Annotated in this window: 12 protein-coding genes and 2 rRNA genes (1 of these 14 cut by a window edge); 6 read left to right on the top strand and 8 right to left on the bottom strand. The window is 58.6% G+C overall.

What is annotated here, in order from left to right; genetic code table 11:
- Nucleotides 1–162 precede the first annotated feature (162 nt).
- From ACQUQP_RS04020 to ACQUQP_RS04005, 4 genes are all read right to left on the bottom strand, one after another.
- A complete protein-coding gene (locus ACQUQP_RS04020; RefSeq protein WP_432697524.1) occupies nucleotides 163–3288 on the bottom strand; it encodes an error-prone DNA polymerase in 3126 nt (1041 codons plus the stop codon).
- A gap of 186 nt (nucleotides 3289–3474) precedes the next feature.
- On the bottom strand, nucleotides 3475–4863 hold the full coding sequence (locus tag ACQUQP_RS04015; protein ID WP_432697523.1) for a Y-family DNA polymerase: 1389 nt from the start codon (nucleotides 4861–4863) through the stop codon (nucleotides 3475–3477).
- A 1-nt stretch (nucleotide 4864) separates the two neighbouring features.
- Nucleotides 4865–5485 (bottom strand): translesion DNA synthesis-associated protein ImuA, encoded by a 621-nt coding sequence (imuA, locus tag ACQUQP_RS04010; protein ID WP_432697522.1) that lies wholly within the window; start codon nucleotides 5483–5485, stop codon nucleotides 4865–4867.
- Nucleotides 5486–5582: 97 nt separating this feature from the next.
- Entirely contained in the window at nucleotides 5583–6482 is a 900-nt protein-coding gene (locus ACQUQP_RS04005; RefSeq protein WP_432697521.1) for a LysR substrate-binding domain-containing protein, read from the bottom strand.
- Between the two features lie 154 nt (nucleotides 6483–6636).
- Here ACQUQP_RS04005 and ACQUQP_RS04000 point away from each other — a divergent pair, with 154 nt between their 5' ends.
- The 5 genes from ACQUQP_RS04000 (at nucleotide 6637) to ACQUQP_RS03980 (ending at nucleotide 12958) form a co-directional block, all read left to right on the top strand.
- Nucleotides 6637–7989, top strand: coding sequence for an aspartate aminotransferase family protein (locus ACQUQP_RS04000; RefSeq protein ID WP_432697520.1), 1353 nt, complete (start codon nucleotides 6637–6639; stop codon nucleotides 7987–7989).
- On the top strand, nucleotides 7979–8803 hold the full coding sequence (locus ACQUQP_RS03995; RefSeq protein WP_432697519.1) for a 3-keto-5-aminohexanoate cleavage protein: 825 nt from the start codon (nucleotides 7979–7981) through the stop codon (nucleotides 8801–8803). The genes ACQUQP_RS04000 and ACQUQP_RS03995 overlap by 11 nt, the downstream gene beginning before the upstream one ends.
- 69 nt (nucleotides 8804–8872) lie before the next feature.
- Nucleotides 8873–9838, top strand: coding sequence for a TAXI family TRAP transporter solute-binding subunit (locus ACQUQP_RS03990; RefSeq protein WP_432697518.1), 966 nt, complete (start codon nucleotides 8873–8875; stop codon nucleotides 9836–9838).
- Nucleotides 9839–9931: 93 nt separating this feature from the next.
- Nucleotides 9932–12514: a TRAP transporter permease gene (locus ACQUQP_RS03985; protein ID WP_432697517.1), complete on the top strand. Its 2583-nt coding sequence runs from the start codon at nucleotides 9932–9934 to the stop codon at nucleotides 12512–12514.
- A 12-nt stretch (nucleotides 12515–12526) separates the two neighbouring features.
- Nucleotides 12527–12958, top strand: coding sequence for a universal stress protein (locus ACQUQP_RS03980; RefSeq protein ID WP_432697516.1), 432 nt, complete (start codon nucleotides 12527–12529; stop codon nucleotides 12956–12958).
- On the opposite strand, the gene pgeF is transcribed toward ACQUQP_RS03980, so the two are convergent.
- Together pgeF and rluD are read right to left on the bottom strand one after the other, a co-directional pair.
- Complete coding sequence (gene pgeF, locus ACQUQP_RS03975; protein WP_432697515.1) at nucleotides 12948–13688, bottom strand: peptidoglycan editing factor PgeF; 741 nt, start codon at nucleotides 13686–13688, stop codon at nucleotides 12948–12950. The genes ACQUQP_RS03980 and pgeF overlap by 11 nt on opposite strands.
- A complete protein-coding gene (rluD, locus tag ACQUQP_RS03970) occupies nucleotides 13685–14653 on the bottom strand; it encodes a 23S rRNA pseudouridine(1911/1915/1917) synthase RluD (protein ID WP_432697514.1) in 969 nt (322 codons plus the stop codon). Before rluD ends, pgeF begins: the two co-directional genes overlap by 4 nt.
- 131 nt (nucleotides 14654–14784) lie before the next feature.
- On the opposite strand from rluD, the gene ACQUQP_RS03965 reads away from it, so the two are divergent.
- Nucleotides 14785–15726: an outer membrane protein assembly factor BamD gene (locus tag ACQUQP_RS03965; protein WP_432697513.1), complete on the top strand. Its 942-nt coding sequence runs from the start codon at nucleotides 14785–14787 to the stop codon at nucleotides 15724–15726.
- A gap of 930 nt (nucleotides 15727–16656) precedes the next feature.
- On the opposite strand, the gene rrf is transcribed toward ACQUQP_RS03965, so the two are convergent.
- Nucleotides 16657–16772: ribosomal RNA gene (gene rrf, locus ACQUQP_RS03960) — 5S ribosomal RNA — on the bottom strand.
- A gap of 144 nt (nucleotides 16773–16916) precedes the next feature.
- Nucleotides 16917–19801 (bottom strand): 23S ribosomal RNA (locus ACQUQP_RS03955) (it continues 2 nt past the right edge of the window).

Genomic DNA, 19801 nt, shown 5'->3' with positions numbered 1-19801 from the left:
GGCTATACTTGGGTTAGTCGGCGGTTGCAAAGCTCACCCGGCTTCGGGGTCCCCAGGCGATACTGAGGGGAACAGCAGCAACCGCCACTTCTATTTCTATCCTTCGTCCTCTTTTCCTGTCTCTGCCTGCATACTGAACGGCTCCCGCAGCCAGAGTTTTTGTCAGTGAAAATCCCGTGAGCGGGTCTGCAGCCCTTCCCACTCGGCGCTGATATCGGTCAGCCGGCCGGCTATCACATGGATCAGGCTGCCCTCCCTTTCAAGAATGCCATCCACCTGCAGAATACGACTGCCGAGCAGCGCCTTGCGCTGGGCCCGGGCGGTGGCCTGCCAGACCACCAGGTTGATCTGGCCAAACTCATCCTCCAGGGTGACAAAGGTGATGCCGGTGGCGGTGCCCGGGCGCTGCCGGTTGGTCACAAGGCCCGCCACCCGCACCGGACGCCCGGATTCGACGCCATCCAGCCGGTTGGACGCTACCACCCGCGGCAGTCGTCCCTGCTCACGCAGCAGCGCCATGGGGTGGCGGCCAAGGGTCAGACCGAGATGCCGGTAGTCCGCTTCCATCTCGGCGCATTCATCCGGGGCAGGCATCTGTACCACCGGCTCATAGGCAGTACTGGTATCGGTTTCCGCCGGCACATCACCCAGCGCCAGCTCGATCTCCTCACGCAGCAGTTCCCAGCGCGCCTGATGCCGATGTCCAGCCACCGTCGCCAGCGCGTTGGCCGCCGCCAACGCATCCTGATCGCCACGGCTGAGCCTTGCCCGGCTGCGCAGATCCGACACCGACGCAAAGCCGCCCGCCGGTCGCGCGGCTACCAGCCGTTCGGCCCCCTCCCGTGACAGGCCTTTGACCAGCCGCAATCCCAGCCTCAACACGCCCTGAGTACCTCTACGCGCTGCGCCCGCGTCATACTCCAGCGAACAGTCGTAACCGCTGGCGTTGATACAGACCGGCCGTACTTTGACACCGTGACCGATCGCATCCTGTACCAGCTGCGAAGGCGAGTAGAATCCCATGGGCTGGCTGTTAAGCAGCGCACAGCAAAACGCCGCCGGTTCGTGACACTTGAGCCAGGCAGACAGGTACGCCAGCAGCGCAAAACTGGCGGCGTGGGATTCGGGAAAACCGTACTCGCCAAAGCCTTCTATCTGGCGACAGATGCGCTCGGCAAACTCGGCCGTGTAGCCCCGCGCCGTCATCCCCTCACGCAGCTTCTGCTGGTACACCGCGATGGTACCGCTACGGCGCCAGGCCGCCATGGCCCGGCGCAGCTGGTCCGCCTCGCCGGCGCTGAACCCGGCAGCCACCATCGCCAGACGAATCACCTGCTCCTGGAAGATCGGTACACCCAGGGTGGGTGCCAGCACCTCACGTACCTCGTCGCTGGGATACTCCACGCTCTCTTTCCCCTGCCGGCGCAGCAGATAGGGGTGCACCATATCGCCCTGAATCGGTCCCGGCCGCACTATGGCCACCTGCACCACCAGGTCGTAATACTTCGCCGGCTTCAGCCTTGGCAGCATGTTCATCTGGGCACGGGACTCCACCTGGAACACCCCCATGGAATCAGCCTCGCTGAGCATGGCGTAAACCTGCCCATCCTCACGGGGAATATCCTGCATCCGCCAGGGCCGCTGATCACGTTCACCGAGCAGGTGCAGGGTCCGGCGCAGGGCACTGAGCATCCCCAGCGCCAGGATATCGATCTTCAGCAGGCCCAGGGCCTCCAGGTCATCCTTGTTCCACTGAATCAGGGTTCGGTCCTGCATGGCAGCGTTCTCCACCGGCACCAGCTGATGCAACGGGCCGGAGGACACCACAAAGCCGCCCACATGCTGGGAGAGATGGCGGGGAAAGTGCAGAATCTGCGGCACCAGCGCCAGCAGATGGCGGAACGGCAGCGCCGGATTTTTACCACCCAGTGCGCGTAGCTGCTCCAGCCAGGGCTGTTCGGTATCGCGCCGATCCAGCTGGCTGATCAGCCAGCCCAGGTAAGCCTCATCAAAGCCCAGCGCCCGCCCCACATCACGGATCGCGCTGCGGCTGCGGTAGCTGATCACGGCGGCGGCCAGCCCCGCCCGTTCGCGGCCGTAGCGCCGGTAGATATACTGGATCACCTCTTCACGACGCTGATGCTCGAAATCCACATCGATATCGGGCGGCTCGTTACGCTCCTTCGACAGGAAACGCTCGAATAGCAGGTTTACCTGGCGCGGGTCTACCTCGGTGATCCCCAGGCAGTAGCAGACCACCGAGTTGGCCGCCGAGCCTCGTCCCTGGCAGAGAATATCGTTCTCGCGGGCAAAGCGAACGATATCCTCAATGGTCAGAAAATAGGGCTCGTAGCGCAGCTCCTCGATCACCTTAAGTTCATGCTCGATCAGCTGGCGGACCTTCGCCGGCTCGCCCTGAGGAAAGCGACGCTTGACGCCAGCCTCGGTCAGATTCCGCAGATGCGACTGGGGAGTGAGGCCAGGCGGTACCAGCTCGGCGGGATATTCGTAACGCAGCTCATCCAGGGAAAAATCACACAGGGCGGCGATCTTCAGCGTCTGCTTGCGCAACGTCTGCGGATAAAGCTGCGCCAGCCTGGCCAGCGGTCGCAGGTGACGCTCGGCGTTAGCGCCCAGCTGCCAGCCCGCTTTCATCACTGTGGTCCTTAGCCGGATCGCCGTCAGCAGATCCTGCAGCGGCTGGCGCCCCGGCTCATGCATCCGCACATCGCCGGCACAGACCAGCGGCAGTTGATAGCTCTCCGCCTGCTCCAGTAAACGCTGGTAGCGCCAGCTGTCGTCGCTGTCGAGCAGACGTTCCAGCAGCAGCCAGCTGCGCTCATCGTGATGCCGCTGCAGCCACTGCAGATCACTCTCCAGCCGCGCTTCATCCGGCCCCGGCTGATACAGCAGCAGACAGCGATCCAGCCCGGTTTCAAAATCCTCCAGCGTCAGCGAGTACTCACCTTTTTTGGCCCGTCGCCTCCCCGTGGTAATCAGCGAGCAGAGCTGGGCATAGCCGGTACGGTCCCGCGCCAGCAGCACCAGCAGCCGGCCATCTAGACGAAACTCGCTGCCGATCAGCAGCTTGAGCCCCAGCTCCTTCGCCTCCTGATGGGCACGCACCACGCCAGCCACCGAACACTCGTCGGTCAGCGCCAGCGCCCGGTAGCCCAGCGATGAGGCCTGGGCGACCAGCTCCTCCGGATGGGACGCGCCACGTAGAAAACTGAAATTGGAGATCGCATGCAGCTCGGCATAACCGATCTCAGAATCTTCTCTGACCACCTGAATAGACCAATATACTGTTTATATATACAGTATATTGGCGCAAAAAAATGCCCGTCTCAAGTGCCCCATTGATGCTGGTTGCACGCAGGTCGAGCCTGGCTGTGAGGGCAGCGAACCGACCGAAGCGATGCCGCCACCACAACATGAATGTGGCCTGACTGACAGCCTGCCAGGGGCCCGGGTTCAACCAAACCAGCCGTGAATAAACCAGTCTCCGCTTGAGTCATTGAACACCCAACCGCAGCGTCCGTCGGGCCAACGGGCCACGTAGTAGTCACGCTGTACCGGCCCGTCCCACCAGCCGCTGCAGATCCGTTCCGGCCCGCGCAGCCAGTGAAGGGTGCGCTGCTCACCGGGTGATAGACGCCTGGGGGTGGCAAGCAGCCAGCCGGGCCGGGCCAGTCCGGTGGGAGGCCTCTCTCCCTTGCCTGTTTCTGTAGTGCAGGCACGTTCAGGCCGGTGATCGGCACACCAGCCCAGCGGCTGTACCGCATCCTTACCCAGGCGACTGCGCAACCGGCTGATCAGCTCCGCCGGGGTTGTCTGCGCCTGGGTCGGCGCAAACAGGTCGGCGTTATGCACCTGCTGTCCCTGGCCCTCCTCCGCATCCAGCTGCAGCGCCAGTACCGGCGCCCTGAGCTTTTCCCGCTCCAGCTGCAGGCGGCAGAGCTCCAGCCAGTGCGCCGCCGAGGCGGTGCCGCCGGCATGGCCGATTGTCAGCTGTTGTTCACCGCTGTCACGCTGAAATAGCGAGATATGCAGTTGTGCCACCTGCTGCTGGCGGATACGCAGAAATCCTTCCAGCGCCTCCAGCAGACGCCGCAACGGAAACAGCAGTCCCTGGCTGTGGATAATTTCAGCGGCCAGATCGACACGCTGACTGAAGCGTTCCGGCGCAATGAACGGCTCCGGCAGCGCCGCGCCCGGCTCGACGATTTTTTCCAGCTCCCGCAGCAACGACTGGCCAAAGCGCTGCGCCAGCTCGTTACGCGGCAGTCTGAGTAGATCCCCCAGGCTGCGCAATCCCACGCCCCGCAGCTGTTCGCCAGGCTTGGCCGGCAGCCCCAGTTGGTCAATGTTCAGTGCATGTAAGCGCGCCCACCAGCGCTCGCTGTCACTCTCAATACACGAGCCGACCCGGGCCAGCAGTTCCGCGCCCCTGGCGGTTTCACCCACCGCCAGCTGTGCGCTATAGCCGCTGCGCTGTATGCTGCTGTTGATCTGCTCAAGCAGCGCCTCCAGGCCACCGAAGTAATGCAGCATGCTGGCGATCTCCAGCAACAGGGACTGGGGCGGACAGAGACTGATGCGGGCACTGAAACCGCCGGCCCAGAGCGCCAGTTGTTCAAGGCTCTGGCGCAGCTGCTGTGCGCTTGTTTCCAGCAGCGTCAGCTCCGGGCTCAACGCCAGCGCAGTGGCCAGCGCCTGGCCGGCTTTGACACCCTGAGCCTCTGCCGCAGGATTAGCCAGCAGAATCCGCTGGCGGTTATCCAGCAACGCCTGCGGGGAGTCCTGCGGCAGAACATGCAGCTCCAGCGACAGCCAGGGAAAATGCAGACAGAGCCAGCGCATCTCAGAGTACCGCCGGCAGATCCAGCGATGCGGCGGGCAGAGGCCAGCCCGCACGACGTTTCAGCAGCGCAACCTCGGCACCGGCAGCGCCGGAGTCAAGGTGAAGACGGTAGGCCGCCGGAGAGGACTGGGCACGAACGCTGTCGGGTCTCAGGATTATCCCCAGCCCACCACCGGTCTGTGCCGCCAGTTGCAGTCGCCTTAACGCCGCTGTGGCTACCTGGGCATCAAGCCAGCCCAGTACCAGCGGCGCACAGCCGCTTTTCAGCGCCTGCTCGATCGCCCAGAGCCGCTCCTTGAGCGAGTGGGTACGCACCAGTTGCTGGGCTTCCGGCCGGATATCAGCCTGCAGCAATGCCAGCGCATAGGGTTGATGGGGCGGATCTATCCAGAACACCGGGCGCTCCGGTGCCGCGCGGCGCAGCAGCGGCCAGATCAGACGCAGCTCGCCACGCCCTTCGCCGGCATGCAGCAGTTCGATCAGTTGCCCTTTCAGCCAACCACCACCCAGACGGGCATCCAGCTCAGGGTAGCCGCTGGATTCCAGCGCCTGCGCCTGAATTCCGGCGTCCTGAGTGCCGCGCCATAGCTGTCCCTGCTCCATCAATTGAACCAGAGCCATCATCAACACCTCAAAATACTGTATATATACACAGTATTTTGGGACAAAAACGGCGGCTTCTCAAGCGGGTCGATAGATCGACAGCGACTCTCCGGCTTTACCTCTGATTGAGCTGCTGGCTCAGCCAGCTGTGAAACTGCTGAATCCCCTGAGTCCCGCTGCGGTAAGGCGGCACCAGAAAATAAAAGCCGTATCCACTGTGATAGCTGATCCCCAGCGGATTGACGACCTCACCGGCAGCCAGTGCAGCAGCCGCCATGAAATCCGGCACCAGGGCGATGCCCTGACGCTGCCGCGCGGCTTCCAACGACATGTAGAAATGTTCGAAACCGTGGTTATAACGTAGTTGAAGCTCGCGCGGCTCCTGACCGGTGACCTGCTCCAGGAACTGACGCCAGAGCTGAGGCCGGGTCGTGTGCTGCAACAGCGGATGCGCCAGCAGATCCATCGGTTTCTCTATCGCCGCCTCCCGCAGCAGGTCGGGATGAATCACCGCCAACAGCTCTTCCTCCCGCAGTAGCACGGAATGCTCATGGCTCAACGACAGCGGCAGACAGCGGATCGCCATATCCGCTTCGGAGTCGCGGAAATGGAACTCGCCATCGCCACTGAGCATCGTCAGATTCAGCTCAGGCATCGCCTGCCACAGGGCATCCAGCCGTGGAATCAGCCAGAGGTTGCTGAACGAAGGCGTCAGATTCAGTGTCAGCGAACTGGACTCATGAGCACGCTGCTGCAGGATGGCGGTGGCGGTCTGGATTTTTTCGATCGCCTGAGAAATAGCCGGCAGGTACAGGCGCCCCGCTTCGGTCAGTACCAGGCCTGAAGGCGCGCGATCAAACAGTGGCTGTTCCAGATACTGTTCCAACAGCTGGATCTGTTTACTGACCGCGCCCTGGGTTACACACAGTTCCCGGGCCGCGCGCGAAAAACTCAGCCGACGCGCCGCCACTTCGAAAGTGCGCAGGGCATTGAGTGGTGGTAATGAACCCGGCATGACCATACCCCCTGTGGAAAAGTCCGGATGTGATCCGGCAAGCCAGATATGCACACCCTATGAGTTTTATTCATACCTTCTGAGAATATATCGTTTGTTGCCCGATCGTAATCTACCTTTAATGCAACAAACGCAATAAATAGTCAGGTGCATCGTGACCCAGGTATTTCACCGCCACTGTCACTCCGATCTACCCTTCGCCAGCCACGGCGACGGCCCCTATATCTATGACCAGAACGGCAAGGCCTATCTCGACGCCAGCGGTGGCGCGGCGGTTTCCTGCCTCGGGCACAACCATGCGGGTATCAGGGCCGCCCTGCATGCGCAGATCGATCGGCTCGCCTACGCTCACAGCTCGTTCTTCACCACCGAGGTGGCAGAGAATCTGGCCAGCCGTCTGACAGACAGCGCGCCCGGATCGCTCAACCACGTCTACTTTGTCAGCGGCGGTTCTGAAGCGGTGGAATCAGCACTGAAACTCGCGCGCCAGTATTTTGTTGAGACCGGCGAGCCACAACGCACCCGTTTTATCGCCCGGCGCCAGAGCTACCACGGCAATACCCTGGGCGCCCTGGCCGTGGGCGGTAACGCCTGGCGCCGCGCGCCCTTTGCGCCCCTGTTGATACCCGCCGAACATATCGCCCCCTGTTACCCCTATCGCGACCAGCAGCCGGGCGAATCCCTCTACGATTACGGCCAGCGCGTTGCCAACGAACTGGAGCAACGGCTGCTCACCGTGGGCCCGGAAACGGTGATCGCCTTTATCGCAGAGCCGGTGGTCGGCGCCACTGCCGGAGCACTGGCGCCGGTGGAGGGCTATTACAAACGTATCCGCGAGATCTGCGACCGCTATGGCATTCTGCTGATTCTTGATGAGGTGATGTGCGGCATGGGCCGCACCGGAACCCTGTTCGCCCATGAGCAGGACGGCATCGAGGCGGATATCGTCACCATCGCCAAGGGCCTCGGCGCCGGTTATCAGCCGATCGGTGCCATGCTGGCCTCGGACCGGATCTACGACGCCATCGCCAGCGGCTCCGGCTTTTTCCAGCACGGCCACACCTACATGGCCCATGCCACGGCGATGGCAGGCTCCCTGGCGGTAATGGATGCGTTCGAGCAGGAGGGCATCCTGGCGCGCGTTACTCCCATGGGTGAAGCCCTGAATAACCGTCTGCAGGAGCGCTTTGGCGGGCACGCCCATGTGGGGGATATCCGCGGACGCGGCCTGTTCAGAGCGCTGGAACTGGTGCACAACCGGGACAACAAGCGTCCTTTCGATCCAGGCTCGAAACTGGACAAGCGGATCAAGGCCGAAGCGATGAAGCAGGGCCTGATGTGCTACCCAATGTCCGGTACCATCGATGGCCATCGCGGCCACCATATTCTGCTGGCACCGCCGTTTATCATCACCGAGACACAGCTCGACGAACTGACCGATAAGCTCTACCAGGCCGTAGACAAAATCACCGCCGAGGTACTGAGGGAGTATCCGGATGCGGGATGAACGCCTGATCATTGTGGCGCCCAACGGCGCCCGTCGAACTCACAGCGATCACCCGGCCCTGCCGGTCAGCCCCGAAGAGATCGCCGATACGGTGGCGGCCTGCGTCGAGGCCGGTGCCGCCATGGTGCACCTGCATGCACGCGATCAGCTGGGCGGACACTCCCTGGAGATCAGCGACAACGCGGCGGTGATGGAGGAGGTGCGCAGACGGGTGGGTGATCGCGTAGTGGTTCAGCTCACCACGGAAGCGGTGGGACGCTACCAACCCGCCCAGCAGATGGCGCTGATTCGAGCCCTGGAGCCGGAGGCCGCTTCTTTCGCTTTACGGGAGCTGATCCCGTCCCCCGAATATGAATCGGACTCAGGCAATTTTTTTCACTGGGTGGCCGAGCGCAATATCCTCGCCCAGTACATTCTCTATTCCGAGCAGGACCTGCGCTATTACCTGGATCTGCTCGAACGCGGCCTGCTACCGTCCCGGCGCCACCATCTGCTGTTCGTCCTAGGACGCTACTCGGCAAACCAGCAATCAACCCCTGAGGATCTTGCCCCCTTTATCGAGCTACTACCGCGTCTGAATGACCGCCGCTGGGCGATCTGTGCCTTTGGCGCCCGGGAGCAGGAGTGCCTGTTGGCTGCTGCTCAGAAAGGCGGCGATCTGCGTATCGGTTTCGAAAACAACCTGCTGAAACCCGACGGTGACCTGGCCGCCAGCAACGCGGATCAGGTCCGTGACCTGGTCGCAGCGCTGGAAAAATCAGGCTATACCCCGACCGGCGTCAGCACTCTGCGTGCCGAATCGGATTTCCAATAACAACAACTCAAAAAACCTGAACTAGACTGAAATTCATACTCAGTGGAACCAACCAATGGAGCGTGACATATGAAGAAGATCAAATCAGCCCTGATCGGCGCCGGCCTGACGGCCATGCTTGGCGTCACATCTGTACAGGCGCAGGATTTCATCACTATCGGAACGGGCGGTGTAACCGGCGTTTACTACCCTACCGGTGGAGCGATCTGTCGACTCGTGAACAAGGATCGTTCAGAACACGGTATCCGCTGCTCGGTAGAAAGTACCGGCGGTTCAGTTTATAACCTGAATACCATTCGTTCCGGTGAGCTGGATATGGGCGTGGCCCAGTCCGACTGGCAGTATCACTCCTACAACGGTACCAGCCAGTTTGAAGAGGCCGGTCCGTTCAAGGAGCTGCGCGCCGTATTTGCCATTCACCCAGAACCGTTCACCGTGGTCGCCCGCGCCGATGCCGGCATCAAGACTTTCGATGATCTCAAGGGCAAGCGCGTCAACGTAGGTAATCCCGGCTCCGGCCAGCGCGGCACCATGGAGGTACTGATGGAGGCCAAAGGCTGGACCGAGGATGACTTCGCCCTCACCTCCGAGCTGAAAGCCGCCGAGCAGTCCAAGGCGCTGTGCGACAACAAGATCGATGCCATGGTCTACACCGTCGGTCACCCGAGCGGCTCCATCAAGGAAGCCACCACCTCCTGTGACGCTGTGATTGTCGAAGTGGCAGGCCCGGAAGTAGAGAAACTGATTGAGGAGAAACCTTTCTATCGTGTGGCCACTATCCCCGGTGGCATGTATCGCGGCAGCGATGAAGACGTCAAAACCTTCGGTGTAGGCGCGACCTTTGTCACCTCATCCAATGTGGATCCGAACCTGATCTATCATGTAGTAAAGGCGGTCTTCGACAACTTCGATACCTTCAAGAAGCTGCACCCAGCCTTCGCCAATCTGAAGAAGGAGGAGATGGTCCACGATGGCCTGTCTGCGCCTCTGCATGAAGGCGCCATCAAGTACTACAAGGAAGCGGGCCTGATGTAAATCGTCTGCGAACATCCTTCGCAACGGGAAACAGGGACAGGGCTCAACCTCAGCCCTGTCCCCTCTCGTGTCTGTTCTTAAAAGGAGCTGCGCATGGCAACGGAAAGTACATCAGATACCGATAACAAGGCGATAGAGGAACTGCTGAACTCCGAAACCGGCAGCCGCGTGCTGTCAGGTTTTATGAACAAACTGGTGATTGGGCTGCTGATCGCCTGGTCGCCGTTTCAGCTCTGGTACGCTTCGCCGCTGCCGTTTATCCTCAATTTCGGTACTCTGAACGAAGACCAGGCGAAGTTTATTCACCTGGCGTTCGCCTCGTTACTGGCCTTCTCGCTGTTCCCCGCCACCAAGCGCTCCAGTCATACGTCGATCACGCCCTTCGACATGTTGTTTGGCATCGGCGCTGCAGCCTCCTGTCTGTACCTGCTGGTGTTTCGCGATACTCTGGCACAACGTATAGGTGCACCGACTACCACCGATGTGGTCATCGCGGTCATCGGTATGCTGACTCTGCTGGAGGCCACCCGCCGGGCTCTGGGTCCGCCACTGCTGGTCGTCGCCGTTGTCTTTCTGGCCTTTACCTTCGGCGGCCAATACATGCCCGATGTGATTGCCCATAAGGGTGCCAGCCTTAACAAGGTAGCCTCTCACCAGTGGCTCACCACTGAAGGGGTCTTTGGTGTCGCCCTCGGCGTATCCACCGCCTTTGTCTTCCTGTTCGTACTGCTCGGCGCCCTTCTCGACAAGGCCGGTGCCGGTAACTACCTGATCAAGGTCTCTTTCTCACTGCTCGGTCATATGCGCGGCGGCCCTGCCAAGGCAGCTGTCGTGGCATCGGGACTGAGCGGTATTATCTCCGGTTCATCCATCGCCAACGTGGTGACCACCGGTACTTTTACCATCCCGTTGATGAAGCGAGTGGGCTTCCCCGCCACCAAGGCGGGTGCCGTTGAGGTAGCCGCCTCAACCAACGGCCAGCTGACGCCGCCGATCATGGGTGCCGCCGCATTCCTGATGGTGGAGTATGTGGGCATCCCCTACATTGAGGTGATCAAACATGCGATTCTGCCCTCGCTGATCTCCTATGTAGCGCTGGTCTATATCGTTCACCTGGAAGCACTCAAGCTGAATATGAAGGGCATCGAGCGGCTACATAAACCGACCGTAGCGCAGCGCATGCTCTCATGGATGACAACGACGATCATCATGCTGGTACTGGCAGCGGTGGTGTATTACGGTTCCACCTTCCTGGAGTCCACCCTGGGTGGTATCGGCTACCTGCTGATGCTGGCGGCGATCATCATCGGCTACTTCCTTCTGCTCAAGCTCTCGGCCAGCTACCCGGACTTGAAAGAGGACGACGCCAGTATCGAGCTGGATCACCTTCCCGAGCCGAGACCCACAATCTTCTCCGGGCTCTATTTCGGCCTGCCGATCGTGGTACTGCTCTGGGCCCTGGCGGTTAAGCAGTATTCACCACAGCAATCCGCCTTCTATGCGGTGGCATTCCTGATTGCCGTGGTACTGACACACCGGCCGATCAAAGCTTGGTTCCGTGGTGAAAGCGACTGGGCCGGTCAGTTCAAGGTCTGCTGGAATGACTTTATCGCTGGCCTGATCGCCGGTGCGCGCAACATGGTCGGTATCGGTATCGCCACTGCGGCGGCCGGTATCATCGTCGGCACTGTGACACTGACCGGGCTGGGTCAGATGATGACCGAGTTCGTTGAGTTCATCTCCGGCGGCAACCTGATGCTGATCCTGATCTTCACCGCGATCATCTGCATCATTCTCGGCATGGGGCTACCAACGACGGCAAACTATATCGTCGTATCGACCCTGATGGCGCCGGTGATCGTCTCCCTGGGTGCCGAAAACGGGCTCATCGTACCGTTGATTGCGGTGCACCTGTTTGTGTTCTATTTCGGCATCCTGGCGGACGATACGCCCCCCGTGGGGCTGGCGGCCTTTGCCGCGGCGGCGATCGGCCGGGCAGATCCGATCAAGACCGGTATACAGGGTTTCACCTACGATATCCGCACCGCCATTCTGCCGTTCATGTTTATCTTCAACACCCAGCTACTGCTGATCGGTATCACCTCGGTGTTCGACCTGATCGTCACCGTGGTCAGCGCAGTGATCGCTATTCTGGTGTTCTCCGCGGCCACCCAGGGTTACTGGTTCGTCAAGACCCGAATATGGGAGACCGCCGCCCTTCTGCTGATCGCTTTCAGTCTGTTCCGGCCCGGTTACTGGTGGGATATGATCTACCCGCCCTCAGTAAACCTGCCGCCATCCCAGCTGGAAACCCAGATCTCGGAGCTGAACCCGGGCCAGTTTATCCAGCTAAATGTTGAAGGGATGACGATCGAAGGCGATCAGGTCAGCAAGACCGTTTCTCTGCAGCTCGACAACCCGAACGGCGACGCCATGCAGCGTCTTGAATCCCTGGGGCTGATGCTGACCCGGGATGGAGAGCGCTGGATGGTGGACCTGGTGGTATTCGGCAGCCAGGCGGAACGCGCAGGTGTCGACTTCGGCTGGGAGATCACCGGTATACAGCAACAGTCCGACCGACCGCCGAAGGAGCTGGTATTCATTCCGGCCCTATTGCTGCTGATTTTTATCGGCTGGTTACAGAAACGTAGAGAGCGCAGCCTGGCCGCAGCCTGAAGGAGAGAGAAAATGTACAAGACCATTCTTGTGCCCGTGGACCTGTCCGAAGAGGGCTATTCCGACAAAGCGGTTATGCATGCCCTGGAAGTTCTCGCTCCCGGCGGCAAACTGGTACTACTGACCGTGGTCGCCGGCTACCAGATGCCGCTGGTAGGTTCCTACTTCCCACCAGGGACCTTCGACAAGGCGATCAAGTCGATACGCCATCAGCTTGAGGAGTTTGTCGACGAGAAACTTCCGTTCGACCGCAAAGACTGTGTCATTCAGGTGGAGGAAGGCAAGCCGGCAGACAGGATACTGAGCGAGGCCAAACAGCAGGGTGCGGATTTAATCGTCATGGCCGGTCACAAGCACTCTGCTGTTGAGAGAACCGTCCTCGGCTCGGTGGCTAACAAGGTTGTCAGCCGTGCTCAAATCCCGGTGCTGGTGATCAAGGGTTAGCATCAATCCAGATCAGGCTGGCCATACGGCCAGTCTGCCCATCTCGTCGATAGGAATAGAAGTAATCGCTTTCGGTAAAGGTACAGAAATCCCCGCCCGTAACCTCTTTTACACCCGCTGCCTGCAGTCGCAAACGCGCAAGCTGATAGATATCCGCAAGCCACTTGGTGCTGTCCGTGGGACTGACCTTGAACGCGGCTTCGCAGGCAGGCAGTGCACGCACAAAGGCTTCCCTGACTTCACCGCCCACTTCGAACGCCAGAGGGCCTATTGCGGGCCCTATCCAGACCAGTAGATCTTCAGGGTCCGGAAAATGGGCCAAGGTCGCCTCAAGCACACCCGAGGCCAACCCACGCCAGCCGGCATGGGCTGCCGCAACGCGGGTTCCCTTGCGGTCAGTGATCAGCACAGGCAGGCAATCCGCGGTCATCACAACGCAGGCCTGCCCCGGCGTAGCACTCCAGCAGCCGTCCGCTTCACGTACCTGGCCATCCGGCTGCGCCTCGACAATACGTATACCATGGACCTGAGACAACCACTGCGGCGCGGAGCTCAGGCCCAGGGCTTTCAGCAGCATCTGCCGGTTTTTTGCCACCGAAGCCGGCTGATCGCCTACATGATCGCCCAGATTAAGGCCGTCGAAAGGCGCCTGACTCAGGCCATCAAGCCGCGTCGTGGTCAGGGCGTGGATATGCTCAGGCGCGTCCCAATCGGCTCGGATCAGCTTCATAGTTCGTAGTCGTAGGTCTCGGCATCGCGTTTGAGAACGGCCAACAGGCGCTGCATATCTTCAGGCAGGTCTATCTCCCAGGCCATGGGTTCACCGCTGGCAGGATGCCATAACTCCAGCCGCTTGGCATGCAGTGCCTGGCGCTTGAAGTTCTTCAGTACCTCACGCATGGCGCCACTGCACCCCTTGGGTAGCTGGAACCGGCCACCGTAAAGCGGATCTCCCACCAGCGGATACTTGATATGCGCCATGTGTACGCGGATCTGATGGGTGCGCCCGGTCTCAAGTTTCAGTCGAATATGGCTGTGGGCGCGGAATTTCTCCAGCAGGCGGTAATGGGTCACCGCCTCCTTGCCAACACCGACAACAGCCATCTTCTGACGGTGACGCGGATGCCGCCCCATCGGCTCATCGACACAGCCGCCACCGGTCATCAAACCATTCACAACCGCCTCATACTCCCGCCCCATGCTGCGCTCCTGAAGCTGGGCAACCAGATCGGTCTGAGCAGGAATCGTTTTGGCAACGACCATCAACCCGGTGGTATCACGATCCAGACGATGAACGATACCGGCACGCGGTACCTGAGCGATGTCAGGGCAGTGATGCAGGAGTGCGTTCAGCAACGTACCGTCCGCATGTCCAGCCGCTGGATGCACTACCAAACCTGCTGGCTTGTTCAACACCAGGATATGTTCATCTTCGTAAATGATGTCGAGGGGAATTTCCTGGGCGATATGGTTTTCCATCACCTCAAGCTGAGCCTCGACACGCACGGTCTCACCACCGTTAAGCTTGTCGCGTGGACGGCGCACCTCGCCATCAACGGTCAGCGCACCGTCTTTAATCCACCCCTGAAGGCGGGAGCGTGAGTAATCGGGAAAAAGCTGAGCCACGGCCTGATCAAGCCGTAATCCATACATTTCCTCTGGCACTTCGGCCTGCAGTTGTACCTGTTCTGACATCGACTCGCTTCTCATCCGGACGGATGTTTTGGTTGGGTTCGCGTTGTGTTTAAATACGACTCTATTTTTACCGATTATACCCGAATCCGGCACGCTCCGCCGAGCGCGCCCCTGTGTCAGGATTGATAAACATGCGACTCGTAAAAACCTGCGCTGCGCTGGTACTCGTCAGCCTACTCTCTGCCTGCACCTGGTGGAGCGAGAATGCGGACGTCGAGCCAGATATCCCGGAACAGCAGCTGTACGAAGAAGCACTCAGCGCCATGGACGACGGCAACTACTCTCTGGCAGTGGATAAGCTTCAACTTCTGGAAGCGCGTTATCCATTCGGGCGCTACTCGGAGCAGGCTCAGCTGGAACTGATCTACGCCTACTTCAAGACATTCGAGCCCCAATCTTCAGCCGCTGCCGCTGACCGTTTTATCCGCCTTCACCCCAATCACGATAACATCGATTACGCTTACTACATGAAGGGGCTGACAGCGTTCGAGCAGGATCGCTCTTTCCTGACCCGTTATCTGCCACTGGACGAAACCCAGCGCGATCCGGGTGCTGCCCGCGACTCCTTCGATAGCTTTTCAACACTGGTCAGCCGTTATCCGGAAAGTGAATATGCCCCGGATGCCCAGAAGCGCATGCAGTATCTGAAAAACCGCCTGGCAACCTATGAGATTCATGTAGCAACCTACTACATGAAACGCCAGGCCTGGATCGCGGCAGCCAACCGTGGCCGCTATGTGGTCGAAAACTACCAGGAAACTCCCGCGGTACCGGACGCTCTGGCAATAATGTACGAAGCCTACACCCAGTTGGCGATGACCGATCTGGCCGATGATGCATTACAGGTACTGACTCTGAACTTCCCGGATTATGAGATCCACTCTTTCAGGGAAGGCAGCTACAGCCTGCTTTATACCGCCAGCTTCGGCTTGTTTGGTGAGGGAGAAGAGGTCGTGGCACCGGTACGCCCGACTCAGTCCCTGGGGGAGACCCGCGCAGAAGAGCGCGAGAAGGAAGATTCGAAGGAAGAACGTTCCTGGTTTGACCGCGCAACCTTCGGTATCTTCGAATAAATTCGAACACAGCGTTACTACTGACAAGGCAGCTTTTATAGCTGCCTTTTTATTGGCTAAAAACCGGAGCGGCCCAATCCGGAAAAGCCTGACAGGTTCTGGGTAGCATTGATACCAGTGCCTGTAATTGACTCGTCCCTCAAAAAGGCGGGGCCCGCACACATCCGTGTAACGGGCCCCTGGTTCGCAGCATCCTTGCTGCCCCCACCACGCTCCCTGCGGTGGGATGAGGTTCAGCATCCAGCTGTTATCTACGCATCCCTGCGTACCTCGTCGAGTATCATCTCTTAAGTGGTGAACGGGTGATATAGGAGTTTTTCCTAAATTTCCATATAAAGTGAGTGGGTATAGTCAGGGGCTGTGTCTGATTAGACCGCCGGGATCTGTCTGTGTTGTTTGAATAGGGGATATAGCTGGCTCGTTCTGTGCGGGGTGCTTCATGTTTGTAACTTGCCCAGATATTTCTGTGAGGGCTGAATCCGTCTTGGAATTCGTGTTGGGAGAGGCCTGCAGGGATCAAGAGCGTTGCTTCTGGGTCTGCGGGTTTCGGTGGGAAAGATCGAGTGGTTTGGTGTGGGGTTGACCTGCTTTTCCGGTAACGGTCGCTGTTTCGGTTATTTCAGGCCGGGGAGTGCTTGAGGGCCTTTCTGGATGCGGGAATATCCGGAGAGATGACCTACAGTGATCAGAAGCGCTGCTTCTGAACCTTCTGACATGGACGGCTGGGGTAGATCGGTCTGGCGCGGTGTGATGACCTACTTTAGGTGACGAGCGCTGCTCGTCATCCCTTCGGGACGCCTGCGGCGCCTATCCGCCGTACCTACGGTACAGGCGTATTCACATGGGCCTGTGTAGTGCACAGAAGTTCACACCACCCCAATACGAAAAAACCCCGATACCTTTCGGTACCGGGGTTATTTCATATTAGGTGCCTGGCGATGACCTACTCTCACATGGGGAAGCCCCACACTACCATCGGCGATGACGCGTTTCACGACTGAGTTCGGCATGGGATCAGGTGGTTCCACGTCTCTATTGTCACCAGGCAAAACTGGAACAAACTGAGATCTAAAAGCTTTTTAGTAGAAGACCCGCTTTCGCTTATCTCCTATCTGATGTCTTGTCGTTCGCTACAAGCTACAACCGCGATACGATCTATATATTCAATGCTCAAACGCCTTTGGCGTTATATGGTCAAGCCTCACGAGCAATTAGTACTGGTTAGCTCAACGCCTCACAGCGCTTACACACCCAGCCTATCAACGTCCTGGTCTTGAACGGCTCTTTAGGGACCTCAAGGGTCCAGTGAGATCTCATCTTGAAGGAGGCTTCCCGCTTAGATGCTTTCAGCGGTTATCCCGTCCGAACGTAGCTACCGGGCAATGCCATTGGCATGACAACCCGAACACCAGAGGTTCGTTCACTCCGGTCCTCTCGTACTAGGAGCAACTCTTCTCAAATCTCAAACGCCCACGGCAGATAGGGACCGAACTGTCTCACGACGTTCTAAACCCAGCTCGCGTACCACTTTAAATGGCGAACAGCCATACCCTTGGGACCGGCTTCAGCCCCAGGATGTGATGAGCCGACATCGAGGTGCCAAACACCGCCGTCGATGTGAACTCTTGGGCGGTATCAGCCTGTTATCCCCGGAGTACCTTTTATCCGTTGAGCGATGGCCCTTCCATACAGAACCACCGGATCACTAGAACCTACTTTCGTACCTGCTCGACGTGTCTGTCTCGCAGTCAAGCACCCTTATACTCTTACGCTCAATGCATGATTTCCGACCATGCTGAGGGTACCTTCGTGCTCCTCCGTTACACTTTGGGAGGAGACCGCCCCAGTCAAACTACCCACCACACAATGTCCCTGGTCCGGATTACGGACCTAGGTTAGAACCTCAACAGTACCAGGCTGGTATTTCAAGGTCGGCTCCACTCTAACTGGCGTCAGAGTTTCAAAGCCTCCCAGCTATCCTACACAAGTAATGTCAAAGTCCACTGTGAAGCTATAGTAAAGGTTCACGGGGTCTTTCCGTCTAGCCGCGGGGACGCTGCATCTTCACAGCGAGTTCAATTTCACTGAGTCTCGGGTGGAGACAGTGTGGCCATCGTTACGCCATTCGTGCAGGTCGGAACTTACCCGACAAGGAATTTCGCTACCTTAGGACCGTTATAGTTACGGCCGCCGTTTACCGGGGCTTCGATCAAGAGCTTCGCTTACGCTAACCCCATCAATTAACCTTCCGGCACCGGGCAGGCGTCACACCCTATACGTCCACTTTCGTGTTTGCAGAGTGCTATGTTTTTAATAAACAGTCGCAGCCACCTGGTATCTTCGACCGGTGTCAGCTTAGGGAGTAAATCCCATCACCAACGCCGGCGTGCCTTCTCCCGAAGTTACGGCACCATTTTGCCTAGTTCCTTCACCCGAGTTCTCTCAAGCGCCTTGGTATTCTCAACCTGACCACCTGTGTCGGTTTCGGGTACGGTCACACATAACCTGAAGCTTAGAGGATTTTCCTGGAAGCTTGGCATCAACCACTTCACTCCACATGGGAGCTCGTCATCAGGTCTCGATCTTAAGGAACCGGATTTGCCTAGTTCCTCAATCTACACCCTTAAACACGGACAACCAACGCCGTGCTGGCCTAGCCTTCTCCGTCCCCCCGTCGCAGTTATGCGCGGTACAGGAATATTAACCTGTTTCCCATCGACTACGCTTTTCAGCCTCGCCTTAGGGGCCGACTCACCCTACCCCGATTAACGTTGGATAGGAACCCTTGGTCTTCCGGCGAGGGGGTTTTTCACCCCCTTTATCGTTACTTATGTCAACATTCGCACTTCTGATACCTCCACGGTGCCTTACAGCTTCCGCTTCAACGGCTTACAGAACGCTCCTCTACCATGCGTAAAAACGCATCCGCAGCTTCGGTGTCTAGTTTGAGCCCCGTTATATCTTCCGCGCAGGCCGACTCGACTAGTGAGCTATTACGCTTTCTTTAAAGGGTGGCTGCTTCTAAGCCAACCTCCTAGCTGTCTAAGCCTTCCCACATCGTTTCCCACTTAACTAGAACTTTGGGACCTTAGCTGGCGGTCTGGGTTGTTTCCCTTTTCACGACGGACGTTAGCACCCGCCGTGTGTCTCCCATGATTGCACTCTTGGGTATTCGGAGTTTGCATCGGGTTGGTAAGTCGGGATGACCCCCTAGCCGAAACAGTGCTCTACCCCCCAAGGTGAGACATGAGGCGCTACCTAAATAGCTTTCGAGGAGAACCAGCTATCTCCGGGCTTGATTAGCCTTTCACTCCGATCCACAGGTCATCCGCTAACTTTTCAACGGTAGTCGGTTCGGTCCTCCAGTTGATGTTACTCAACCTTCAACCTGCCCATGGATAGATCGCCCGGTTTCGGGTCTACTCCCAGCAACTAAACGCCCTATTAAGACTCGGTTTCCCTACGGCTCCCCTAGACGGTTAACCTTGCTACTGAAAGTAAGTCGTTGACCCATTATACAAAAGGTACGCAGTCACCGTCCGAAAACGGCTCCCACTGCTTGTACGTACACGGTTTCAGGGTCTATTTCACTCCCCTCACAGGGGTTCTTTTCGCCTTTCCCTCACGGTACTGGTTCACTATCGGTCAGTCAGGAGTATTTAGCCTTGGAGGATGGTCCCCCCATATTCAGTCAAGATAACACGTGTCCCGACCTACTCGATTTCACTGTAAACGCACTTTCGCATACGGGGCTTTCACCCACTATGGCCACACTTTCCAGAGTGTTCTGCTAACACGTAAACAGCTTAAGGGCTGTTCCCCGTTCGCTCGCCGCTACTGAGGGAATCTCAATTGATTTCTTTTCCTCCGGGTACTTAGATGTTTCAGTTCCCCGGGTTCGCCTCTCTAAGCCTATGTATTCAGCTAAGAGATACCCGCAAGCGGGTGGGTTTCCCCATTCGGACATGTCCGGATCAAAGTCTGTTTGCCGACTCCCCGAACCTTTTCGCAGGCTACAACGTCCTTCATCGCCTCTGACTGCCAAGGCATCCACCGTGCACGCTTATTCACTTGA

Origin of the sequence: Marinobacterium sp. YM272, assembly GCF_050908845.1 — a bacterium.
Taxonomy (GTDB): Bacteria; Pseudomonadota; Gammaproteobacteria; order Pseudomonadales; family Balneatricaceae; genus Marinobacterium_D.
The sequence above is the reverse complement of the archived record's forward strand: the minus strand, read 5'-3'. Positions and strand labels throughout refer to the sequence as shown.